The sequence below is a fragment of the Bacteroides sp. A1C1 genome (assembly GCF_004328515.1).
GTDB classification, from domain to species: domain Bacteria; phylum Bacteroidota; class Bacteroidia; order Bacteroidales; family Bacteroidaceae; genus Bacteroides; species Bacteroides uniformis.
In genome coordinates this window covers 2,455,505-2,474,027 of the sequence record NZ_CP036491.1, presented here as the reverse complement: position 1 = coordinate 2,474,027, position 18,523 = coordinate 2,455,505, and the positions used below count along the sequence as shown (strand labels likewise).

The following is an 18,523-nucleotide window of genomic DNA, read 5'->3' as shown; positions in this document are numbered from 1 at the left end:
TGAGATTCAATTAAAGTTATAATGTTTGGAATTTATACCGTTTAGATTTGAAGAATGTCCTCACTAAACGGTAAATACATCTATAAACCTTTAGATGACAATACATCATACGGCGCTTAAATATATGCATAACACCCAATTGCGGCCACGACACATTATCAAACTCCTGCATTCTGGCTAATACATCATTGATAACATCATCTATCAAAGAAGATTGAGGAAGCATCATCAAATGGTCAATCAAATGAATTCCCCGTTCATGTACACAATAAGGAGCTTTATCCCATATTTCTTTTTCTCGCACAAATTTCACTTGTTCATAGACAGTTTGAAAGAGCAGATATTCCTTTTCGTAATTGTACAATTTACCTTGAGTAGTACTTCCTTCACGTTTCAAATAATGATATTTAGGACAGTCTTGCATAACGACTTTCTGCGTTTTATAAAATATCTGATAAGAAACTGCAATATCTTCAAAAACTCTATTTACCGGAAAATATATTCCAGCAAATAATTGACGCTTATACAACTTATCCCACATATAATTTCTTATACGCTTATCTTCTACCAATGTTCGGATAGCTTCTTCACGAGAAAAGCTGGAGAATTGCCCAGAAGAGTGCTTCACTCTGGTCTTTACGGCAGTTTCTATATAATGCGAGCAAATGGATATATCCGCCCCATTCTCTTTCAGTAAGTGATACAAGAATTCGTACATATCCGGTTCAATCCAGTCGTCGCTATCCACGAAACCAAGAAATTCACCTTGAGCTACCGCCAAACCTCTATTCCTAGCTGCACTCTGACCTGCATTTGCCTGATGGATAACCTTTATCCGTCCATCCCTTTGGGCAAATAAATCACAAAGCTCTCCCGAACCATCGGAAGAGCCGTCGTCAATCAATATTATTTCCAGATTCTTATAAGTCTGCCCGCAAATGGATTGCAGGCATTTCTCCAAGTAATTCTTTACATTATAGACCGGTACAATAATACTTATCAGAGGTAGTGTCTCAGTGTTCTCCATAAGCTATGACAATTACCACAACCGCAAAGTGGCCATCAACGGATAGCCCACCCGCCATCGCAATTTAAACTTACGTACCAGATTCCAAGGCTTGGTTCTGGTCTTACCTTGAAAATACCAGATGTAGTTGTTTACGGCATCCAGTACCCGTGAAGAGGACTCACCGTCCAGATGCGCCTCATGCTTGTGCACGTAGGCACGCATCCGCTCCATCAGTTCTGCCGGACGGGAAATGGCCTTTTCTATCGCTCCTTCTACAGCATCCGTCTCAGTGACATTCAGCAAATGATCCCCTGGCATGGTGTTACAATAGGTCACAACCGGTTTGTCCAACATCATCGCCTCAACAATCACAGACGAAGCATCGGACAACAATACATCCGCACTGTTCAGCAGCTTGGCATCAACAAGTCCACTCTCGTGGAAAGTAATATTGGGGCAGGAAGCGGCCAGTTCCTTGTATTTCTTGAGGACTTCCATATCCGAAAATTTCGGATGGAACGAAATAATCCAATCCCAGTTCTTCTCGCGCACCAGTCTCTTGATGGTATCAAACAGATGAGGAGCAGAAGTTATATTTTTGGTAAACGTAGAAGAGTACAAGACTACCGGACGTGCATTATGAGGAGTATGTGCACGTTCCTTCACGAAAGTATCCGCCTTGCACCAGCCAGTTTCATATACCTTAAAGAAGCCGTATTTCCTCTCAAGCTCCTTGAAGGGAAGAGTGCTCGTTTCTCCTTGTGTGCAATAGACATCGAACCATCCGCGAACAGAAAAATGGTCATCCTTTTCATCGCCACGCTTATTGATGGGGTAGCCATGGAAAAGGGAGACTTTCACTCCCGGGAAGAAATCATAAATATAATTGCCCGGTGCAAAAACAGCAATAGGCTGATAATCCATCACTTCCTGGACGGATTGAAGCCACCTCTCATCCTGGGCCAACAGAACCGGGCAGTCTGACTCGATAAACCATGCAACATCATCCCCTCTACGCCTGATTTCGTCCTGAAGCGGGCGAAGTATAGGATAGGAATAGGCTACCGAAACGAAAAATAAATAATGCTTCTTCATACACTCAAAATATCACGGCAACGACACAATCGTCACCTCATTTTACCAATAGAACAATAAAATTCAGCCCTTAGTTTGTAACAGTTTTGCTTTCTTTGCTTTAAACGTCTGCAAAGTAAATACAAGAATTCTGCATATACTGCATCAATCCAGAAAAAAAAATGACTTTTATCAACTTTTCTCCAAAAGTTGCTGTTTATGAAGCTTTTTCTTCTCTAAAATATCTATCTTTGCACCCCACTATTTTAAAAGTACTATTTTATGAGAAGAAATCTTTTTCATTGCTCCAACAGCCAACAAGGAGCAACAGATAAAGTGACTCTTTTATTCGGAATCACCATTTTTTTCAAATTCCTGCTATTCGATTTCATCTGGAGCATACCCACCACATTCGCTTCATTCTCTACCATCGAATTTTATGCGACCAAAATAATAGCCACCCTCGTACTTCTCGTCCCCTATAAGTTCTTCCGGTTCTGGAAAACAGAGATAGTCATCATGCTTTTGCTGGATATACTACTGATTGTCAACCTGATGTATTTCCGCACCTACTATACTGCCATTCCACTTAACAGCTATGGACTTTCTGGAAACCTAGCCGATTTCACCGGAAGCGTTTATGACTCTTTCCGCTGGTACGACATCTTCTTCCCTCTATCTACCATTGCCAGTATCCCCCTTTATTGGCATTACAAAAGAAATACCGCCGGAAGAACATCATACAAGTATTACGGAGGGGCTTTGGGAATCGGTATCCTGCTGTTTGCCATCACCACCCTGGCCAAAGGAGGATTCAAGGAAGCATACAACACCGTCCGCCAGAAAGCCTATCTGTGTGCAAGCACCACTTCCATGTATACCGTCTTCGGAAGCCTATGCTATGACCTCATCAACCAGAAGCAGGAGGCCACCCCACAGATACAGCAAGAGATAAAGGAGTGGCTGAGCCAGAAACCCGGACATCACCCTTTGGCCGGACGTATCGGAATCCGCAACAACTGCATCGTCATCCTGGCAGAATCTCTGGAAAGCTGGGTACTCGAAAGGGAAGTGGAAGGGCAAGAGATTACTCCATATCTCAACAAACTGCTGCAAGACTCCACCACCTTATACGCTCCCCACGTACTAACGCAAGTGAAAGGAGGGCGCTCCATTGATGCACAGCTGTTGCTTTGCGCCGGTATGCTGCCTATCAACAGCGGCACATACAGCAGCCAATATCCTGACCACACCTACGGAACCCTGCAGAAAGCCATGCATCAGCAGAAGAACTCGCGCAACTACCTCCTGACCATTGATAAAGTATCGACCTGGAACCAAGGCGTCATAGCCTACAGTTTCGGGACCGACACCATCATTGCTTATCATGACTTTGAACTGACAGAAGCCTTTGGCACGCACAAACGTACCGGAGACGGCTCCTTCCTGGCGCAATGCCGCCAAAAAATAGAGAAGGGGGAAATCTGGAAGAAGGGGGAGAATGTTTACATGCAGCTGGTGACCTACTCCGGCCATGCTCCCTTCAAATTGCCAGAAGAATTGAAAGAGATTCATTTCTCTCCGGCCATTCCACAGAAAATGAATGACTACATGACCACTGCACGCTATACGGACAAGGCGATAGGAAAATTCGTAGAGTACCTGAAAACACTCCCACAATACGACGAGACCCTTATCGTCATCACCGGTGACCACGAAGGACTGGCTACCTACCGTGAAGAATTGTGCAACGCCCCCGGTGGCAAGGGTATCGTATCCGACAAGACATTCACCCCTTTCATCATAGTAAACTCTCCGGTAGGCATGCGTTATGATAAAGTGATGGGACAAATCGATATGTACCCCACCTTACTGAACCTGCTCCAACTGGATGATTACTACTGGAGCGGATTGGGCCAAAGCATCCTCGACCCATGCAAGAAAGGATTCGCCATCAGCCCCCAAATGGAGGTGGTAGGTGAAGAGCCCACCCCGGCAGAAGCCGAGTTCGCCCAAAAAGCATACGATATTTCCGACCAGATGATACATTTTGATTATCTTTGCTCAAAAGCGAAGATAAGCGGCACCTCAAAATAAAAAATGAACAAGTTCATTTTGTTCTGCTTTCGGTTTGCACTATCTTTGCACCGTTCAAAAGAAGTAAAATGTAAATAAAAACAATGAAGGTACATATTCATCCGCATTATGCCGCCTACGAGAGTTATATCCGAGCCATCCCATCGGAAGAATATGAACGGGAAGAGGTTTATTGTAACCGAAGAAACACAGTCGAAAGAGTGCGGTTCGGAGACAAGGACTTCGTAATCAAAAAATACAAAAGACCTGCCCTCATAAACTGTCTCATTTACACTTGGTTTCGCAAAAGCAAAGCGCAGCGCGCCTTTGAATATGCAGAACTTTTTCTGCAACGGGGAATAGAGACCGCCCCTCCGGTAGCTTATATAGAAATCAAAAAGAATGGTTTCTTCCACACCGGATACTTTATTTCCGAATACCTCCCCTACCCGCTTGTAACGGATATGTTCGGTATGGAAATGGAGGAAGAAGAGAAAAAACGGCTAAGACATGACCTCGTAGACTTCACTCTCCAATTACATCTGAACAAGGTCTTGCCACTGGACTATAATCCCAAGAATATATTTTACCGGAAGACAAACGGCAAATATCACTTCGCCCTCATTGACATCAACCGCCTGAAGCTCGGTAAAGTGCCCGGTATCAGAATGTCCATGAATGCCTTCAGCCAACTGGGTATTCCCGCCGATGACTTCATGAAAATAATACCTCTATATGCCGAGCAAAGAGGATTCGATATTGAAGAATGCATATTCTTCACTCTCTTCAGCAGACTGAAATGGAGAAAGCAAAGACAATTTAAAAATTTCGTCAAAAGCAAGCTTCATTTCTGAAATGTCGTATCTTTGTACCAACGAGATTAGAAATTTATGCAAGATTATATCATCCAGTCCATCCAAGAAGGTATCAGGCTCAAAGAAAATATCCTGAACAACCGGCAAATGCTTACCGACATCGAAACCGTCGGCAATCTGATAGTACAAGCCCTTCGACAAGGGCACAAAGTCTTGCTTTGCGGTAACGGCGGCAGTGCAGCCGATGCCCAGCATATCGCTGCCGAACTCGTCGGACGTTTCGTGACCGAACGGGAAGGCCTGCCCGCCATCGCCATGACAACCGACACTTCCATCCTGACCGCAGTCAGCAATGATTATGGCTTCGACCGTGTCTTCGAACGGCAGACTGCAGCTTTGGGAACGAAAGGTGATATTCTGATAGGCCTTTCTACCAGCGGCAACTCTCCCAACGTAGAGCATGCCTTGCAGAAGGCACAATCTATGGGCATCACCACCATAGGGCTCCTGGGAAGGGATGGAGGAAGGTGCAAGGAACTTTGCAATTACCCGTTGATTATACAGCACGCCGAATCTGCCAGGATTCAAGAAGTGCACATTACCATCGGACATATCTTGTGCGGCATCGTCGACAATAAACTGTTCTCCCATGAATAAAGCGATTTTCCTTGATCGGGACGGTACCATCAATGTTGATTTCGGCTACGTTTATAAGACCCAAGAGCTTGAATTATTGCCCGGTGTAGCCGAAGCACTCCGTATTTTTCAGGAATTGGGTTATCTGCTGATTGTCATCACGAACCAATCCGGCATTGGACGTGGCTACTTTACGCTGGAGGACGCCGAACAGTTCAACCGGGCACTCGCCCAAGAGCTGGAAAAACATGGAGTTATACTGAACGATTTCTATACTTGCCCTCACGCTCCGGAAGAACATTGCGAATGCCGTAAGCCTTCTCCTTTCATGGTGACGGAAGCGATGAAGAAATATGAAATCGACCCATCCCAATCCTATATGTTCGGAGATAAGAAATCGGATACGGAATGCGGCGAAAGAAGTGGTGTCAAGTCCTTCCGGGTCACCTCTGAGCACTCACTTCTATATTGGGCCAACCAATTAAAAAACAACCTATTATGAATACAGAATTAAACAGTATAAAGGGAAAGAAGGTACTCGTTATCGGAGACGTGATGCTGGATACTTACCATATAGGGGACGTGAAAAGGATTTCTCCCGAAGCCCCCGTACCAGTGGTCCGTGTCACCCGCACCTACAATGTATTGGGAGGAGCGGCCAATGTTGCAAGAAATCTGTTGGGACTGGGTTGCTCGCCGTATGTCGTCAGCCTGCTTGGCAACGACCACAACGGAAACACAATGCAGGAGATGTTCGCTGATTTGGGTATCAGAAACGAACTGTTTTATACGGACCACCCGACCATCACCAAAACCCGCGTAATAGGCAACAGCCAGCAAGTAGTACGGCTGGACTTTGAAACAGAAAATGAATGCCTGAACGAAGAGACTGAGCAGAAATTGCTGGATGCCGTGAAGCGTGCACTCCCCGAAGTGGACATTGTCGTGATTTCGGATTATGGCAAGGGAGTATGCAATGATACAGTATGCCAGCAGGTTATATCCGCCTCTGCCGGGCAAGGGAAGAAGGTCATTATAGACCCCAAAGGGACAAATTGGGAGAAATACCGTTCCGCAACCATCATCACCCCCAATCTAAAAGAACTTTCAGCCGTTTCGGGAATGGATGTGAGAAATGAGGATAAAGAAATCCATAGCGCGGCAGACCGGATACTGAAGGAGTATAACCTTACTTCTCTATTAGTGACACGTTCCGAAAAAGGGATGTCATATATAGCTCCGGAAGTCTCACAAGACATTCCTACCGAAGCAAGGGAAGTATATGACGTTTCAGGTGCAGGCGATACTGTCGTGGCAACTTTAGCAGCTGCGCTGGCAGCCGGTATCCCTATTGCAGATGCCATTTATCTTGCCAATAAAGCGGCCGGCATTGTAGTCGGGAAAATAGGCACCAGCCCCATTCTGTTCAAAGAGTTGCAGGACGAGCTACAAATCGGGAAACCGGCCAGCAAACTTATTCCTATTCCCCAACTTGCAGATACTATAAAACAACTGCGTGCGCAGGAGCGCAAAATCGTATTCACAAACGGCTGCTTCGACATTCTGCACAAAGGACACGTGTGCTATCTGGAAAAGGCCAAAAGACTGGGGGACGTACTTATCGTAGGATTGAATTCGGACAGCTCAGTAAAACGTCTGAAAGGGGAATCGCGCCCCATCAATAATGAAAACGCCCGCTCCACAGTCCTGGCAGCCTTGGAAGCAGTGGACTACGTAGTGATTTTTACGGAAGACACCCCTCTGAATCTCATCAAGACAGTTGCACCGGACGTGTTGGTAAAAGGTGGCGACTATGCCATAGAAAACATTGTAGGCAGGGAGTACGCCCAAGAAACAGTAACTATCCCTTTCGTAGACGGTTATTCCACTACAAAGACGATAGGCGCCATCAACCAAGAGAAGCAATAATCTTTTCAGCGACTTGTTGGGGGGTAATATCCACCATACACTTCTGATAAACAGCCAGCTTGCATTTACCCCGTCCGTCTTTGGTGCACGGACGGCAAGGCAGGGCTGTTTCGAGTATTTCCACCGTAGGTCCCGTAGGAAAACCGAAGGCTGTAGGTCCCATCAAGGCAAAAGCAGGAACACGGAACAAATCAGCGGCATGCATAAAACCCGTATCAGCGCTGATTACCAGATTGGAGCGCAACACTATGTAAGAAGATTCCATCAATGAGGTTTGTCCCGCAAGGTTAACTACCCGTTCCGGTGCAGCACTTCTGATTTCCTCACAGAAAGTATCCTTCGGACCAGCCAGAATAACAAATCTATACTCAGGAAGAAGGGCAACCAATTCTTTCCAATAGGAAACGGGCCAGCGTTTCATTTCCCAGTTGGCAGACGGCACCAGCGTAACCATATCTTTGGTTACAAAGTTCTCATACTTGCTACGTATTTCATCCGGGAAACACCAGTCGTGATAGTTGTCTGGAAAATGCGTAATTCCCCATTTCTTCAATGGTTTCTGAAAAGACACCATCCCCCTGAAAGGCTTGTCGAAATGATTGATTCCCAGTTTAAACAACAAAAAGCGTTTGCCTCTCTCTTTGCTCCGCAGAGCAACGTAAGGTTTCACAAAAGGCAATGGAGACACTATCAGCTTCAATATGTTGGAACGGATATTACTATGAGCGTCATAAATGTAGTCGAAATGCTCTTTTCTCAAATCAGCCGCCATTTTCAACAATCCGGCAAGTCCGGTCTCCTTGTCAAACGCCCAAATTTTATCAATCCTGCCATCCATCGACAAGGTCCCCACCATATCTTTCCGGGTAATCCAATGAATTTCCACATCTGCAAACCGTTCACGTATTCCACCGATAATTCCCATACACTGGATAATATCCCCTATCGAGCTGAAACGGATAATTAAGAATTTGGTCATAACAAATTTATTAGAATTGCTGATTCACCACAAAAGTAAGCGTTAACAACGAAAAAACAAACCAGACTACTCAAAATCTGAAAACAGAGCAACTCTTTATTATAAAAAGAATATGATAATTAAAGGATAAATTCAATTGGAAGTTCTCATTTATTTATATAAGTTTGCATCATATTTCATACAATGTACCTACTGAATAAAAAACGAAATCAATGGATTACAAACTATTGTATGCCCTAAAAAGCGGGAAGAACATCAAACTTGTCTATTATATAAAGAATATGCTCGGTATGCTGATACCCAATGTATTCTTTCAGATGCAGCTTCATCATAAGTTGGCATCTTTATCCGACAGAAAAGATAAAGACTACATTTTATACCGGGTAAACTACTATAACAAACTTTTACCGGGTGCAATATTGCCCGAATCGGTACCTGCACTTGCAGAACATAAATTAAAAGGGCACAAAGTCTACATCTATGATACCCGCTGCTATACCCGCTGGTTTTCCCAACAACTACGGTTGAACCTATGTGCCGGTGATGTGGATTTCGTCCCACCAATCCCATCCATTTCAAAAAGCCGTCTTATAACTGAAAACAACGGCAACGGGGTTATTATGAAACTCAACAAGATAAGGCATTTTATTTTTGTCCGTGACAAGAAAAAATTTACAGAAAAAAAAGATATGGCTGTCTTTCGCGGAAAAGTAACAGACAAAGAGCAGCGAATCAAATTCATGAAAATGTATTTTGGCCATCCCATGTGCGATTTGGGAGATATCAGCCGGGATACTATCAATCCTACGTGGTGCATTGGAAAATTGACCATTAAGGAGCAGCTTGAATATAAATTTGTCCTAGCCATAGAAGGCTATGATGTTGCCAGCAATCTAAAATGGGTAATGTCTTCCAACTCTATCGCCGTAATGCCCCGTCCTACTTGTGAAACTTGGTTCATGGAAGGCACATTAATTCCTAACTATCACTACATTGAAATCAAACCGGACTTCTCTGATTTGGAAGAAAGACTGCAATATTACATGGCTCATACTGATGAAGCTCAAGCAATAATCGAACATGCACATGAGTATATAGAGCAATTCAAGAATAAAAAACGGGAACAATTGATATCCCTTCTTGTATTGGAAAAATACTTCAAGATGACCGGGCAGTTCAATCATTGATACATCAACACATACTATACTATAACATCACATCCTTTACAGCCACGCAGAACAACACTACGTACTTTATGCCTAAAGTATCCCTTTTGATTACGATAAGTGCAACCGAACTGCTTTAAGAAGGTGGTTATTACCGCTTCATCATCTTCTTCATGGTAAGTACAGATTGCAAAATCCAGCTGTTTACACTCTTTAAACAGTCCCTTGCAACCTGCCAATGCATAACGTTCAGCCCCCTCTACATCCATCTTCAAGAACAAATGCTCCTTATCTTTGTCTTTAAAGAAATCATCCAATGTCTGTTCTGTAGCAGAATTATGATCACTCACATACTTTCGGACAATAGTAACCTTCTCCTGCCAAGGACTAAAAGTGGCCTTAAGAGCTTCTATCCACAACTCATCTTGTTCAAACAGATAGACATGTCCAACCTCTTCCACAACTTCCAACGAAGAATAACCTTCAGCACATCCTATATCAACGAATGTTTTGCCGGTAACCTCTTTTATACTTTCCAGATAATGATGAGGGGAACGTTTATCTTGTTCCATGACAAGTTCCCTATAATTCCTTGCTATTTTATCAAGAGGAGTATTCCGTCTGAAATAGAGTCGTTTGCCATCTTTCAAGACATAGTGCAATCCCCTGCTTTCATCCATCTGTATATGGACTTCCATATCATCATATTCCTCCCTGAACTCATATAAATGGCGTGAATATTTATGGTCTTTAATATACTTATAGTATTTTAGTGAAGGAGAATGGGAACTAAATATTTTTGTCAGATAATAAGGGATTGCCCCATATAGCAGTCTTTTCATTACAATATAAATTTTATTATTTAATCAGACCTCATATTCTCTGTAAGGCTTATCTAAATCCAGATAGTGGAAGTTATGCTGTCTCTGCCCGCTTTGTTTCGGTATAACCATGTAGTCTCCATATTTTCTGGTCAGATAGGTATCATAATCTTGTACTCCCCACACAGTTTCGTCCTCAAACGAAACGGGAGTCGGAGTTCCCAGCTCTGCCTTGGGCATGATGCCGCGCATACCGTCATCATAATCACAGACTAGAGAAGACTTGTCAAAGTCATAGGTGGTCATCACATTTCTGATACTCCTCTGTACGCCGGCAGTAGTAAAAAATCTCCGGCACAGCAGCGGCAACCATGAGCCGGGACCTTTCCCATGCTTATAAGGGTCGCGGTAGATAAAATAGAGCACCCGCTTGTAAAATTCATACCGGGCAAAATGAATCCTCTGTTTCAGGTTGCTTTGCGGTACACCGTCCAATGGAAACACGTCCAAGTAGATACCTCCCAAGTATTTCAAATGCATACGCTCGATAAGAGTCGTATCCGCATCTTGTATCTTGGCAAAAGGTAATGGATAATTCGGATCATTTTCTGCGCAGACAGCCTCATAAGGCTGGGGAAGCCACTCCTTGGAATGAGACATCAACAAATCATAATCAGCCCTCGGCATACCGATATCCAAATCATCGTCCCAAGGGATAAATCCCTTATGACGGACTGCACCAAGCATAGTACCGGCCATTATATAATAGCGCAAACCATGTTCTTTACAAACTTTATCCACAGCAAGCAATATCTTCAAAATACGAAGCTGCAAAGGACGTATATCATAATCTGCCATAAAAATCAGCCCATTAATTAATAAAGTTGTGAAGGAATCAACCGCTGTGCTTGTTCAAAGTCATTCACCGTATCAAGCTCCACAGAAAAATATTCGGTAGTGTCAAGCGCATAGAAAGAGTGTCCTTGCGGTATGAGACGCTCAAAAGCACGTTCATAGAAGATATTATCCAAACCTTCTTTGGTAATCATAACCTCCAATTCCCGGAAAAGCGCTTCTGTATAAGCGGCAGACATCTTCTCGATGCCAATAGACTCGCCAATCGCTCGGGATATGGAGCACGTCTTACTGATTTCCAACACCTTGCCATCATTGTCCGCTATTACCTTGATTTCCTCTTCCCCCAATGTATGATGGTTCAGAGCCAACGCATCCGCTTGACCATATCCAAGCAACTTGGCTACAATCTGCGGGTCAAAAAGGATATCGCTGTCCAGCAACAGAATATCCTCTTTATCTACATAAGGCCGTGCAAGCCATAAAGAGTAGATATTATTGGTAGAAGCATATTTCTCATTATAGATAAACGTAACCTCCAATGCCGGATAATGAGCTTCCAGAAAATCCACAATCTGCTGCTGTCTATAACCGGTGACAATGACAAACTCCCGAAAGCCATTCTGCAGCAATGCATCAAAGGCTCTTTGCAGCAAACAACGCTCTCCAACTTTCAACAGACATTTTGGAGTGGTATCAGTCAACGGACGCAAACGCGAAGCTATCCCTGCAGCCAATATAACCGCTTTCATTGTAATGCAATTTTTTTAATGGTGTCAATGACAATACGGTTCTGTTCAGGACGCCCCAAGGTAATACGCAAATGGGTATTGATGTCTGGTTCATTCATGAACTTCACCTTATAATCCTCGTCGGCAAAAGCTTTCTGTAAACGTTCTTTCAAGACAATCGGATATTTTATAAGGACAAAGTTCGCCACCGACTCATATACCTTGAAACCAGGCAACGTCCCTATCTCCGCTTCAAAGCAGGCGCGACTCTCATTCATCAGCCGTGCTATATTCCGGTAATGCGCATCCGATTTCAGTGCGGCAATAGCAATATCCTCAGAGATACGGTTATAACCCAGATATTTGTTGCTGTATTTGCCAAAGCTGGCCAACTCCTTACTCATAAACCCAAACCCCATGCGCAATCCGGGCAATCCGTAGAACTTGGAAAGCGTGCGTGAAATAATCAGGTTGGGATATTTATCAACCAGCATCTTAATATAGTCCGTATCAGTAGATACGAAAGAGGCATAGGCTTCGTCCACCAAAACGATGGTTGTTACGGGCAACTCAGCCAACAAAGCGTCCAGTTCTGCAGGGGTCAGCCCGTTACCGGTGGGATTATTGGGCGAAGCGATTAATAAGACCTTGGGATTCTCACGCTGTACCATCTCTTTCATGGCAGCGAAATCATATTTAAAGGTATTGCCATCCTCATACAACGGATATTGCAGCGTACGCCCGTTCACCTCGTCGGCTATGGATTTATAGTACCACCACGAGAATTTAGGAATGAGCATCGTCTTGTTCCCATCCTCTTGGGTCAGGAAATAGTGGACTGCTTGTTTCAATATATCTTCTCCACCATAACCCAACAGCACCTGCGGTTCATCAATTCCGTAAGATTCAGACAGATAAACAGACAGAATACTCTTCTTGCCTTCGTCGTAGATACGGGTATAGAAACAGAGTTTGTTTATATCAAAATTCTTTAGAGCCTCCACCACCTCTTGCGAAGGTGCGTAGTTAAACTCATTGCGGTCCAAATAATTCATATCTTAGATTTCTTTTGTTAATACTTTCTGATAACACTCCATCGTTTCACGCGCCATCTGCTCCTGCGTGAAACGCTGTGCCCACTTCAATCCCTCCGCAATCATGGTGGCACGCAAAGAAGGCTCTTGTGTACGGGCAATCGCCGCTGCCAATCCCCCCACATCGTGGGGACTCACATACAATGAATGCTCCCCCCCCGCTTCTTCAAGACAAGAGCCGGTTGCTGCAACCACCGGAATGCCGGAATGCAAAGCCTCAAGAATAGGGATGCCAAAACCTTCGTAAACGGATGGGTATACAAAAGTCTCGGCCGACTGATAAATGGCAGGTAAATCGTCTGAAGGGATACCATGCAGAAAATGTACTCTGTCTTGCAATCCGGCTTTTGTCATAAACTCTTTCAGCTGATGGATATAGGCTGTGGGTCTCCCTACCAGAACAAAGTGCAGTTCATCGGGCAGATACTCCAAAGCCTTCACAATGGCCAGCGCATTTTTACGCTCCTCAATGGTGCCCACCGACAAGATATAGCGTTCGGGCAACCGATAACTCCGCATCACCTCCTTGCGCTTATCCTTACCGACACGGCAGGCATACAGAGAGCTACACCCTTGGTAAATAACGGAAATTTTATCCGCAGGAATTCCATAATAATGTATGATGTCACGCTTGGTACACTCACTCACAGCAATGATGTGGTCTGCATGCTTGCATGCATAGCGGCATTTGTAGTTATAAATCAAGCGGTCGACCAACGAAAAACAATGTGAAAGTCTCAGGAAAATAAGGTCGTGAACAGTCACCACACTCTTTACTTCCCGTACCCGATGGATGGTCAGGGGAAGTTCGTTACTCAATCCGTGGAACAGCCGTATGTTGTCCCGTTTCAAAGTCCTGCGTATACCTCCCACGCGCCACAACGAAGTCATTCCTCTCCAGAGCCAATAAGATGGATAATGTACCGATACCGTTCCCCGGCTTTCAGCCACCATCGACGAGAGTTGCTGATTTTCACGGTGTACCGGAGCATACAACCAATACTCGTTTTCCGGAGCAAAGGCTGACAATGACTGCACCACATACCGGCTGTAATTGCCCAATCCCGTAAAATTCTGCACAGCCCGTTTTCCGTCGTATCCTATTCTCATCTCTAAAAAGTTTCAGCTGCAAATGTACAAGATAATCCTCATATAGCAGTCTATTTCGCTTTCCTTTTTTGACAAAAACACAAATTCACCTATAAAACATAAAATAAAGATGAGCAATCACTTGCTGTCTGTTACAAAAACTAAGTACGGAATCGGGCACATCCCCATTGCCCAATCCATACTAGCTCATTGTTTTATCCTTCAAACACCTTATCTCCTTCCCGAAAACTACTTTATTCATCATCGGCCCACTGTTATGAACCAATTCAACCACACTAGTGAGCTGTTTAGTTCACTCAAGTGAACATCACGGCTCACTAACGTGGGCTGCTGAAGAATCCAAAAGTAAAACGAAAGAATGAAAAGGATGCAACAGAAGAAAGAAGGATGCGGAACGGAAGAAAACACGGGTGAGAGCAAAATTTACCCTCACCCTTTTCGATTGCTCTCACCCACCCCTGCAATGCCGATGAATAGGGAAGTTGAAGAAAAGAGTGAGAGCGGTGAGGGCAGAAATGCAAACTTAAAACGGAAAAAGCCGAATTATTTTCCGGGCATTACTTAGCCACTTTGACGGATTAGTCGTATCTTCGCACGATGGAGAATCGTCGAAAAGAACAGCAGCATTATGAGAGTCATTGTTGACAACAAGATACCTTTTATTAAGGAAGCCATCGAAAAAATAGCCGACAGCGTGATTTATACTCCCGGCAGAGACTTCACTCCGGAGTTGGTAAAAGATGCCGATGCACTGATTATACGTACCCGCACCCGCTGCAACAAGGAATTGCTGGAAGGCAGTAAAGTCCGCTTCATTGCTACCGCCACCATAGGCTTCGACCATATAGATACGGAATATTGCCGTGAAGCAGGCATCGCTTGGACCAATGCCCCCGGATGCAATTCAGCATCCGTAGCTCAATACGTGCAATCAGCCTTACTATTATTGCAACAACTCAAAGGAGTACAACTGTCCGAATTGACATTAGGCATCATCGGCGTAGGCAATGTGGGTAGCAAAATAGCCCAAGTAGGGCAAGAACTAGGCATGCGTGTCCTGAAGAATGACCTGCCCCGGCAAGACAAGGAAGGAGAGAGCGATTTCAGTTCCTTGCAAGCACTCGCAGCAGAATGTGATATCCTCACCTTCCACGTACCTTTATATAAGGAAGGGCCATACAAAACATTCCATTTGGCAGACCATACTTTCTTCCGGTCATTAAAACGCTGTCCCGTCATTATCAATACCTCACGTGGAGAGGTGATTGAAACCAATGCGCTCCTGAATGCCTTAGAAGACGGACTGATTTCCGATGCCATCATTGATGTATGGGAGAATGAGCCTGATATCAATCTTACCTTATTAAATAGAGTGTTCCTTGGAACTCCCCATATAGCCGGTTATTCAGCCGACGGAAAAGCCAATGCCACCCGTATGTCCCTGGATGCCCTTTGCCGTTTCTTTCACATCAAAGCCGACTACCGCATCGCTCCCCCCCAACCCCGGAACCCGATTATTACCGCCGACAGCCTGGCAGAAGCATATCTGCAAATGTATGACCCGAGAAGGGACAGCGAAGCACTGAAAACACATCCCGAACAATTTGAAAAATTGCGGGGAGACTACCCGCTACGAAGAGAAAAAGATGCTTACACTTATATCCCAAAGTAGCACATACATTTAGAAATACAGCCCGATAATACAAAAGACGTCACTATATAAGCTCCTCACGCCTTTACTATCAATGCCGAATCAGAGGAAACTATAGGCAAAACATTACAATATCAATGCAAAAAATACAGTTAGAGAAATCACTCAGTGAAGGATTTATTTTTTATGCAATTTCAACTCTGACGATTGCCATACAATTTCTGTTTTATCTGATTCACAGTCCCCGGCTCGCCATGATGGACGTGGGAGGCTGGATGTTTTATATAACGGCCGCTTGCTCACATGCCGCCTTGTGGGCACTTATTCCTTACATCATATCCTTAATCGTAGCCATTACCGTCCGGCGCCATCAAGCCGCCGCCATCACACACATTATTCTTGTATCATTACTCAATATACTTGCTTACATAGACGGCAGTGTGTACAGTCTTTACAAGTTCCATATCAATGGTTTTGTACTGAATCTCCTGGTTGGAGAGGGCAACAGTGAGATTTTCACATTCAGCTTCTGGCTTTATCTGAAGATTGCAGGAGTATTAGTGGGTATATTTGCCGCCAATACTTTGCTAAGAATACTTGCAGGCCATTGTTATACCCGCTTTCACCGCTGTGGCTTCCGTCCTGTACTTGCCACTCTGATTTTGTTTGCACTATTCTCTAACTTTTATCATGCCTATGCCGCTGTAGCGCAAAAGACTTCAGTGATTCGCAGCGCCCCCTGCCTGCCCTATTACTTCCCGCTTACGGCAACCCGCCTGATGATGAAGTTAGGAGTGGTCTCATCCAAGGATGTCATTAAAATGAACTTCAACAACAAAAAGCAGTCTGCTGACCTCAACTATCCGATAGATTCTTTGAAATACGAAGTCCATTCCAACCCCAAGAATGTAGTGCTGATAGCCATAGACTCATGGAACTACCGCGCCTTTAACCAGGACATTACACCTCATATCAGCCACTTTGCCGACAGTTGCAGCAGATTCACCTCCCATCTAAGCAGCAGCAATGGCACACGTGGAAGTATCTTCGGGCTTTTCTTCAGTCTCTCATCCATCTACTGGACTGATTTTGAGGTATCGGGCATACAGCCCCTGCTCATAGAAGAACTATTGAAGCAGAATTATCAGATAGGTATTTATCCCAGTGCTACAATCGTCAACCCGCCATTTGCCAAAATACTTTTCTCAAAGGTACCCGACTTGCGTACCCATACCGAAGGAAAAACCGTTTATGACCGCGACTGCCGTATTACAGCAGATTATCTGCAAGCACTCGATACGCTGGGCAGCGGTACAAAACCTTTCTTTTCCTTTCTCTTCTATGATTTGGCACACGGATATGAAGTGCCGAAGGACAAGCTTTATCGTTTCCAACCGTCCTGGGAGTTCGCCGACTATATGAAACTGAACAACGACATAGACCCTACTCCTTTCCTGAACCTCTACTACAACTGCGTGGCGGAAGCCGACTCACTGGTGGGATGCGTCCTCCACAAACTTGAGGAAAAGAAACTGCTAGACAATACCCTGGTCATCATTATCGGAGACCATGGACAAGAATTCAATGAGAATCATAAAAATTATTGGGGCCACGGCAGTAATTATTCACCGGTACAAACACATATCCCCTTCCTATTATATGAACCGGGAGAACAGCCACATACCTACCATCACCGTACCACGCACTATGATTTTGCACCAACCCTAATGAATAAAGTGCTGGGTGTAACCAATCCGCCTTCCGATTACAGTATGGGGCATTTAATAACCGATACTTGTCCACGGAACTGGCATATCGTGGGCGACAATCTCAATTATGCCTTTATCGTAGAAAATCATACTATTCTGGAAAAACACCCTTCCGGATATATAGAAATCAGCGACAGTGCATTGAATCCCCTGGAAAACTACAAGATAGACAACCGTAAGCTGAACGAGGCCATCCTCTCCCTTAACCGATTCTATAAATAACTGGGAGAGAGGCCTTCCACCAACTCCTCTATCACCTTCGGATAGTATTCATACTCCAGCCGGTGGATGCGTTGCGCCAGCTCCTCCGGCGTATCGCCCGGCAATACGGGGCATTTCTGCTGGCAGATAATGCCGCCTTCGTCATAATGCTCATTCGTATAATGGATGGTAATACCGCTTTCCTTTTCGCCGGAAGCAATCACTGCCTCGTGCACACGGTCGCCGTACATTCCCTTTCCACCGAACTTGGGCAGCAACGAAGGATGTATATTTATCATTTTATTGGGATAAGCATGCAGAATATTGTCCGGCACACGTGCCAGGAATCCTGCCAATACCACAAAATCAATATCATGCTCTCGAAGCGTCGACAAAACAAGCTCTCCACTTTCCCAATCGCTCTTGGCAAACCAGACACAAGGCACTCCCAGCCCCTTGGCACGCTCTAAAACAAACGCATTCTGCCGGTTAGTCAAAACCAGAGCCACACGTGCCGAACCTTTTTCCCGGAAATAACGGATGATATTCTCGGCATTCGTACCACTTCCCGACGCTAAAACTGCGATATTTTTTCCCATAACCCCTC

18 protein-coding genes are annotated in these 18,523 nt (G+C 44.6%); 9 read left to right on the top strand and 9 right to left on the bottom strand.

All coding sequences use genetic code 11. The annotated features are described in order from the left end of the window. Positions 1–16: 16 nt before the first annotated feature. Both EYA81_RS09920 and EYA81_RS09915 read right to left on the bottom strand, forming a co-directional pair. Positions 17–1,027 (bottom strand): glycosyltransferase, encoded by a 1,011-nt coding sequence (locus tag EYA81_RS09920; RefSeq protein WP_117599811.1) that lies wholly within the window; start codon positions 1,025–1,027, stop codon positions 17–19. A gap of 12 nt (positions 1,028–1,039) precedes the next feature. Then, positions 1,040–2,104 carry a CDP-glycerol glycerophosphotransferase family protein gene (locus EYA81_RS09915; RefSeq protein ID WP_117599812.1) on the bottom strand — a complete coding sequence of 355 codons (1,065 nt, stop codon included), beginning with the start codon at positions 2,102–2,104 and terminating at the stop codon, positions 1,040–1,042. Positions 2,105–2,365: 261 nt separating this feature from the next. On the opposite strand from EYA81_RS09915, the gene EYA81_RS09910 reads away from it, so the two are divergent. From EYA81_RS09910 to hldE, 5 genes are all read left to right on the top strand, one after another. Next, positions 2,366–4,180, top strand: coding sequence for an LTA synthase family protein (locus EYA81_RS09910; protein WP_117964287.1), 1,815 nt, complete (start codon positions 2,366–2,368; stop codon positions 4,178–4,180). An 83-nt stretch (positions 4,181–4,263) separates the two neighbouring features. Further along, positions 4,264–5,013, top strand: a complete 750-nt coding sequence (locus EYA81_RS09905; protein WP_117599814.1) for a lipopolysaccharide kinase InaA family protein — start codon at positions 4,264–4,266, stop codon at positions 5,011–5,013. Positions 5,014–5,049: 36 nt separating this feature from the next. After that, on the top strand, positions 5,050–5,631 hold the full coding sequence (gene gmhA, locus EYA81_RS09900) for a D-sedoheptulose 7-phosphate isomerase (RefSeq protein WP_022401853.1): 582 nt from the start codon (positions 5,050–5,052) through the stop codon (positions 5,629–5,631). After that, positions 5,624–6,112 carry a D-glycero-beta-D-manno-heptose 1,7-bisphosphate 7-phosphatase gene (locus tag EYA81_RS09895; protein ID WP_016272073.1) on the top strand — a complete coding sequence of 163 codons (489 nt, stop codon included), beginning with the start codon at positions 5,624–5,626 and terminating at the stop codon, positions 6,110–6,112. Before gmhA ends, EYA81_RS09895 begins: the two co-directional genes overlap by 8 nt. Further along, positions 6,109–7,539 carry a bifunctional D-glycero-beta-D-manno-heptose-7-phosphate kinase/D-glycero-beta-D-manno-heptose 1-phosphate adenylyltransferase HldE gene (hldE, locus tag EYA81_RS09890; protein WP_118696374.1) on the top strand — a complete coding sequence of 477 codons (1,431 nt, stop codon included), beginning with the start codon at positions 6,109–6,111 and terminating at the stop codon, positions 7,537–7,539. The genes EYA81_RS09895 and hldE overlap by 4 nt, the downstream gene beginning before the upstream one ends. Here the strand turns inward: hldE and EYA81_RS09885 are convergent. Further along, positions 7,520–8,518, bottom strand: a complete 999-nt coding sequence (locus tag EYA81_RS09885) for a glycosyltransferase family 9 protein (protein ID WP_118696375.1) — start codon at positions 8,516–8,518, stop codon at positions 7,520–7,522. The genes hldE and EYA81_RS09885 overlap by 20 nt on opposite strands. Before the next feature lie 212 nt (positions 8,519–8,730). Between EYA81_RS09885 and EYA81_RS09880 the strand changes: the two genes are divergently transcribed. Further along, positions 8,731–9,705, top strand: a complete 975-nt coding sequence (locus tag EYA81_RS09880; protein WP_119961741.1) for a glycosyl transferase family 90 — start codon at positions 8,731–8,733, stop codon at positions 9,703–9,705. 14 nt (positions 9,706–9,719) lie between these two features. Here the strand turns inward: EYA81_RS09880 and EYA81_RS09875 are convergent, their stop codons facing one another. From EYA81_RS09875 to EYA81_RS09855, 5 genes are read right to left on the bottom strand one after another with little or no spacing between them, the layout of a single operon-like run. Further along, complete coding sequence (locus tag EYA81_RS09875; protein ID WP_118696376.1) at positions 9,720–10,526, bottom strand: FkbM family methyltransferase; 807 nt, start codon at positions 10,524–10,526, stop codon at positions 9,720–9,722. A gap of 24 nt (positions 10,527–10,550) precedes the next feature. Continuing rightward, positions 10,551–11,363, bottom strand: a complete 813-nt coding sequence (locus EYA81_RS09870; RefSeq protein WP_118696377.1) for a phosphorylcholine transferase LicD — start codon at positions 11,361–11,363, stop codon at positions 10,551–10,553. A gap of 17 nt (positions 11,364–11,380) precedes the next feature. Then, entirely contained in the window at positions 11,381–12,112 is a 732-nt protein-coding gene (locus tag EYA81_RS09865) for an NTP transferase domain-containing protein (protein WP_131225696.1), read from the bottom strand. Further along, positions 12,109–13,146, bottom strand: a complete 1,038-nt coding sequence (locus EYA81_RS09860; RefSeq protein ID WP_118696379.1) for a histidinol-phosphate transaminase — start codon at positions 13,144–13,146, stop codon at positions 12,109–12,111. Before EYA81_RS09860 ends, EYA81_RS09865 begins: the two co-directional genes overlap by 4 nt. A 3-nt stretch (positions 13,147–13,149) precedes the next feature. Further along, positions 13,150–14,295, bottom strand: a complete 1,146-nt coding sequence (locus tag EYA81_RS09855) for a glycosyltransferase family 1 protein (protein WP_118696380.1) — start codon at positions 14,293–14,295, stop codon at positions 13,150–13,152. A gap of 367 nt (positions 14,296–14,662) precedes the next feature. Between EYA81_RS09855 and EYA81_RS09850 the strand changes: the two genes are divergently transcribed. From EYA81_RS09850 to EYA81_RS09840, 3 genes are all read left to right on the top strand, one after another. Further along, a complete protein-coding gene (locus EYA81_RS09850) occupies positions 14,663–14,860 on the top strand; it encodes a hypothetical protein (protein WP_227212774.1) in 198 nt (65 codons plus the stop codon). 63 nt (positions 14,861–14,923) lie between these two features. After that, a complete protein-coding gene (pdxB, locus tag EYA81_RS09845) occupies positions 14,924–15,967 on the top strand; it encodes a 4-phosphoerythronate dehydrogenase PdxB (RefSeq protein WP_117878285.1) in 1,044 nt (347 codons plus the stop codon). Between the two features lie 116 nt (positions 15,968–16,083). Continuing rightward, a complete protein-coding gene (locus EYA81_RS09840) occupies positions 16,084–17,937 on the top strand; it encodes a sulfatase-like hydrolase/transferase (protein WP_131225695.1) in 1,854 nt (617 codons plus the stop codon). Here the strand turns inward: EYA81_RS09840 and purN are convergent. Then, on the bottom strand, positions 17,928–18,515 hold the full coding sequence (gene purN / locus EYA81_RS09835; protein ID WP_016272085.1) for a phosphoribosylglycinamide formyltransferase: 588 nt from the start codon (positions 18,513–18,515) through the stop codon (positions 17,928–17,930). The two genes, EYA81_RS09840 and purN, sit on opposite strands and share 10 nt — an antisense overlap. Positions 18,516–18,523 lie beyond the last annotated feature (8 nt).

Coding starts and splice junctions, on each gene's coding strand:
- EYA81_RS09895 (WP_016272073.1), top strand. CDS start 5,624: ATGAATAAAGCGATTTTCCTTGATCGGGACGGTACCATCAATGTTGAT.
- EYA81_RS09875 (WP_118696376.1), bottom strand. CDS start 10,526: ATGAAAAGACTGCTATATGGGGCAATCCCTTATTATCTGACAAAAATA.
- EYA81_RS09910 (WP_117964287.1), top strand. CDS start 2,366: ATGAGAAGAAATCTTTTTCATTGCTCCAACAGCCAACAAGGAGCAACA.
- EYA81_RS09885 (WP_118696375.1), bottom strand. CDS start 8,518: ATGACCAAATTCTTAATTATCCGTTTCAGCTCGATAGGGGATATTATC.
- EYA81_RS09840 (WP_131225695.1), top strand. CDS start 16,084: ATGCAAAAAATACAGTTAGAGAAATCACTCAGTGAAGGATTTATTTTT.
- EYA81_RS09920 (WP_117599811.1), bottom strand. CDS start 1,027: ATGGAGAACACTGAGACACTACCTCTGATAAGTATTATTGTACCGGTC.
- EYA81_RS09855 (WP_118696380.1), bottom strand. CDS start 14,295: ATGAGAATAGGATACGACGGAAAACGGGCTGTGCAGAATTTTACGGGA.
- purN (WP_016272085.1), bottom strand. CDS start 18,515: ATGGGAAAAAATATCGCAGTTTTAGCGTCGGGAAGTGGTACGAATGCC.
- EYA81_RS09850 (WP_227212774.1), top strand. CDS start 14,663: ATGCAACAGAAGAAAGAAGGATGCGGAACGGAAGAAAACACGGGTGAG.
- EYA81_RS09860 (WP_118696379.1), bottom strand. CDS start 13,146: ATGAATTATTTGGACCGCAATGAGTTTAACTACGCACCTTCGCAAGAG.
- gmhA (WP_022401853.1), top strand. CDS start 5,050: ATGCAAGATTATATCATCCAGTCCATCCAAGAAGGTATCAGGCTCAAA.
- EYA81_RS09905 (WP_117599814.1), top strand. CDS start 4,264: ATGAAGGTACATATTCATCCGCATTATGCCGCCTACGAGAGTTATATC.
- EYA81_RS09880 (WP_119961741.1), top strand. CDS start 8,731: ATGGATTACAAACTATTGTATGCCCTAAAAAGCGGGAAGAACATCAAA.
- pdxB (WP_117878285.1), top strand. CDS start 14,924: ATGAGAGTCATTGTTGACAACAAGATACCTTTTATTAAGGAAGCCATC.
- EYA81_RS09865 (WP_131225696.1), bottom strand. CDS start 12,112: ATGAAAGCGGTTATATTGGCTGCAGGGATAGCTTCGCGTTTGCGTCCG.
- EYA81_RS09870 (WP_118696377.1), bottom strand. CDS start 11,363: ATGGCAGATTATGATATACGTCCTTTGCAGCTTCGTATTTTGAAGATA.
- EYA81_RS09915 (WP_117599812.1), bottom strand. CDS start 2,104: ATGAAGAAGCATTATTTATTTTTCGTTTCGGTAGCCTATTCCTATCCT.
- hldE (WP_118696374.1), top strand. CDS start 6,109: ATGAATACAGAATTAAACAGTATAAAGGGAAAGAAGGTACTCGTTATC.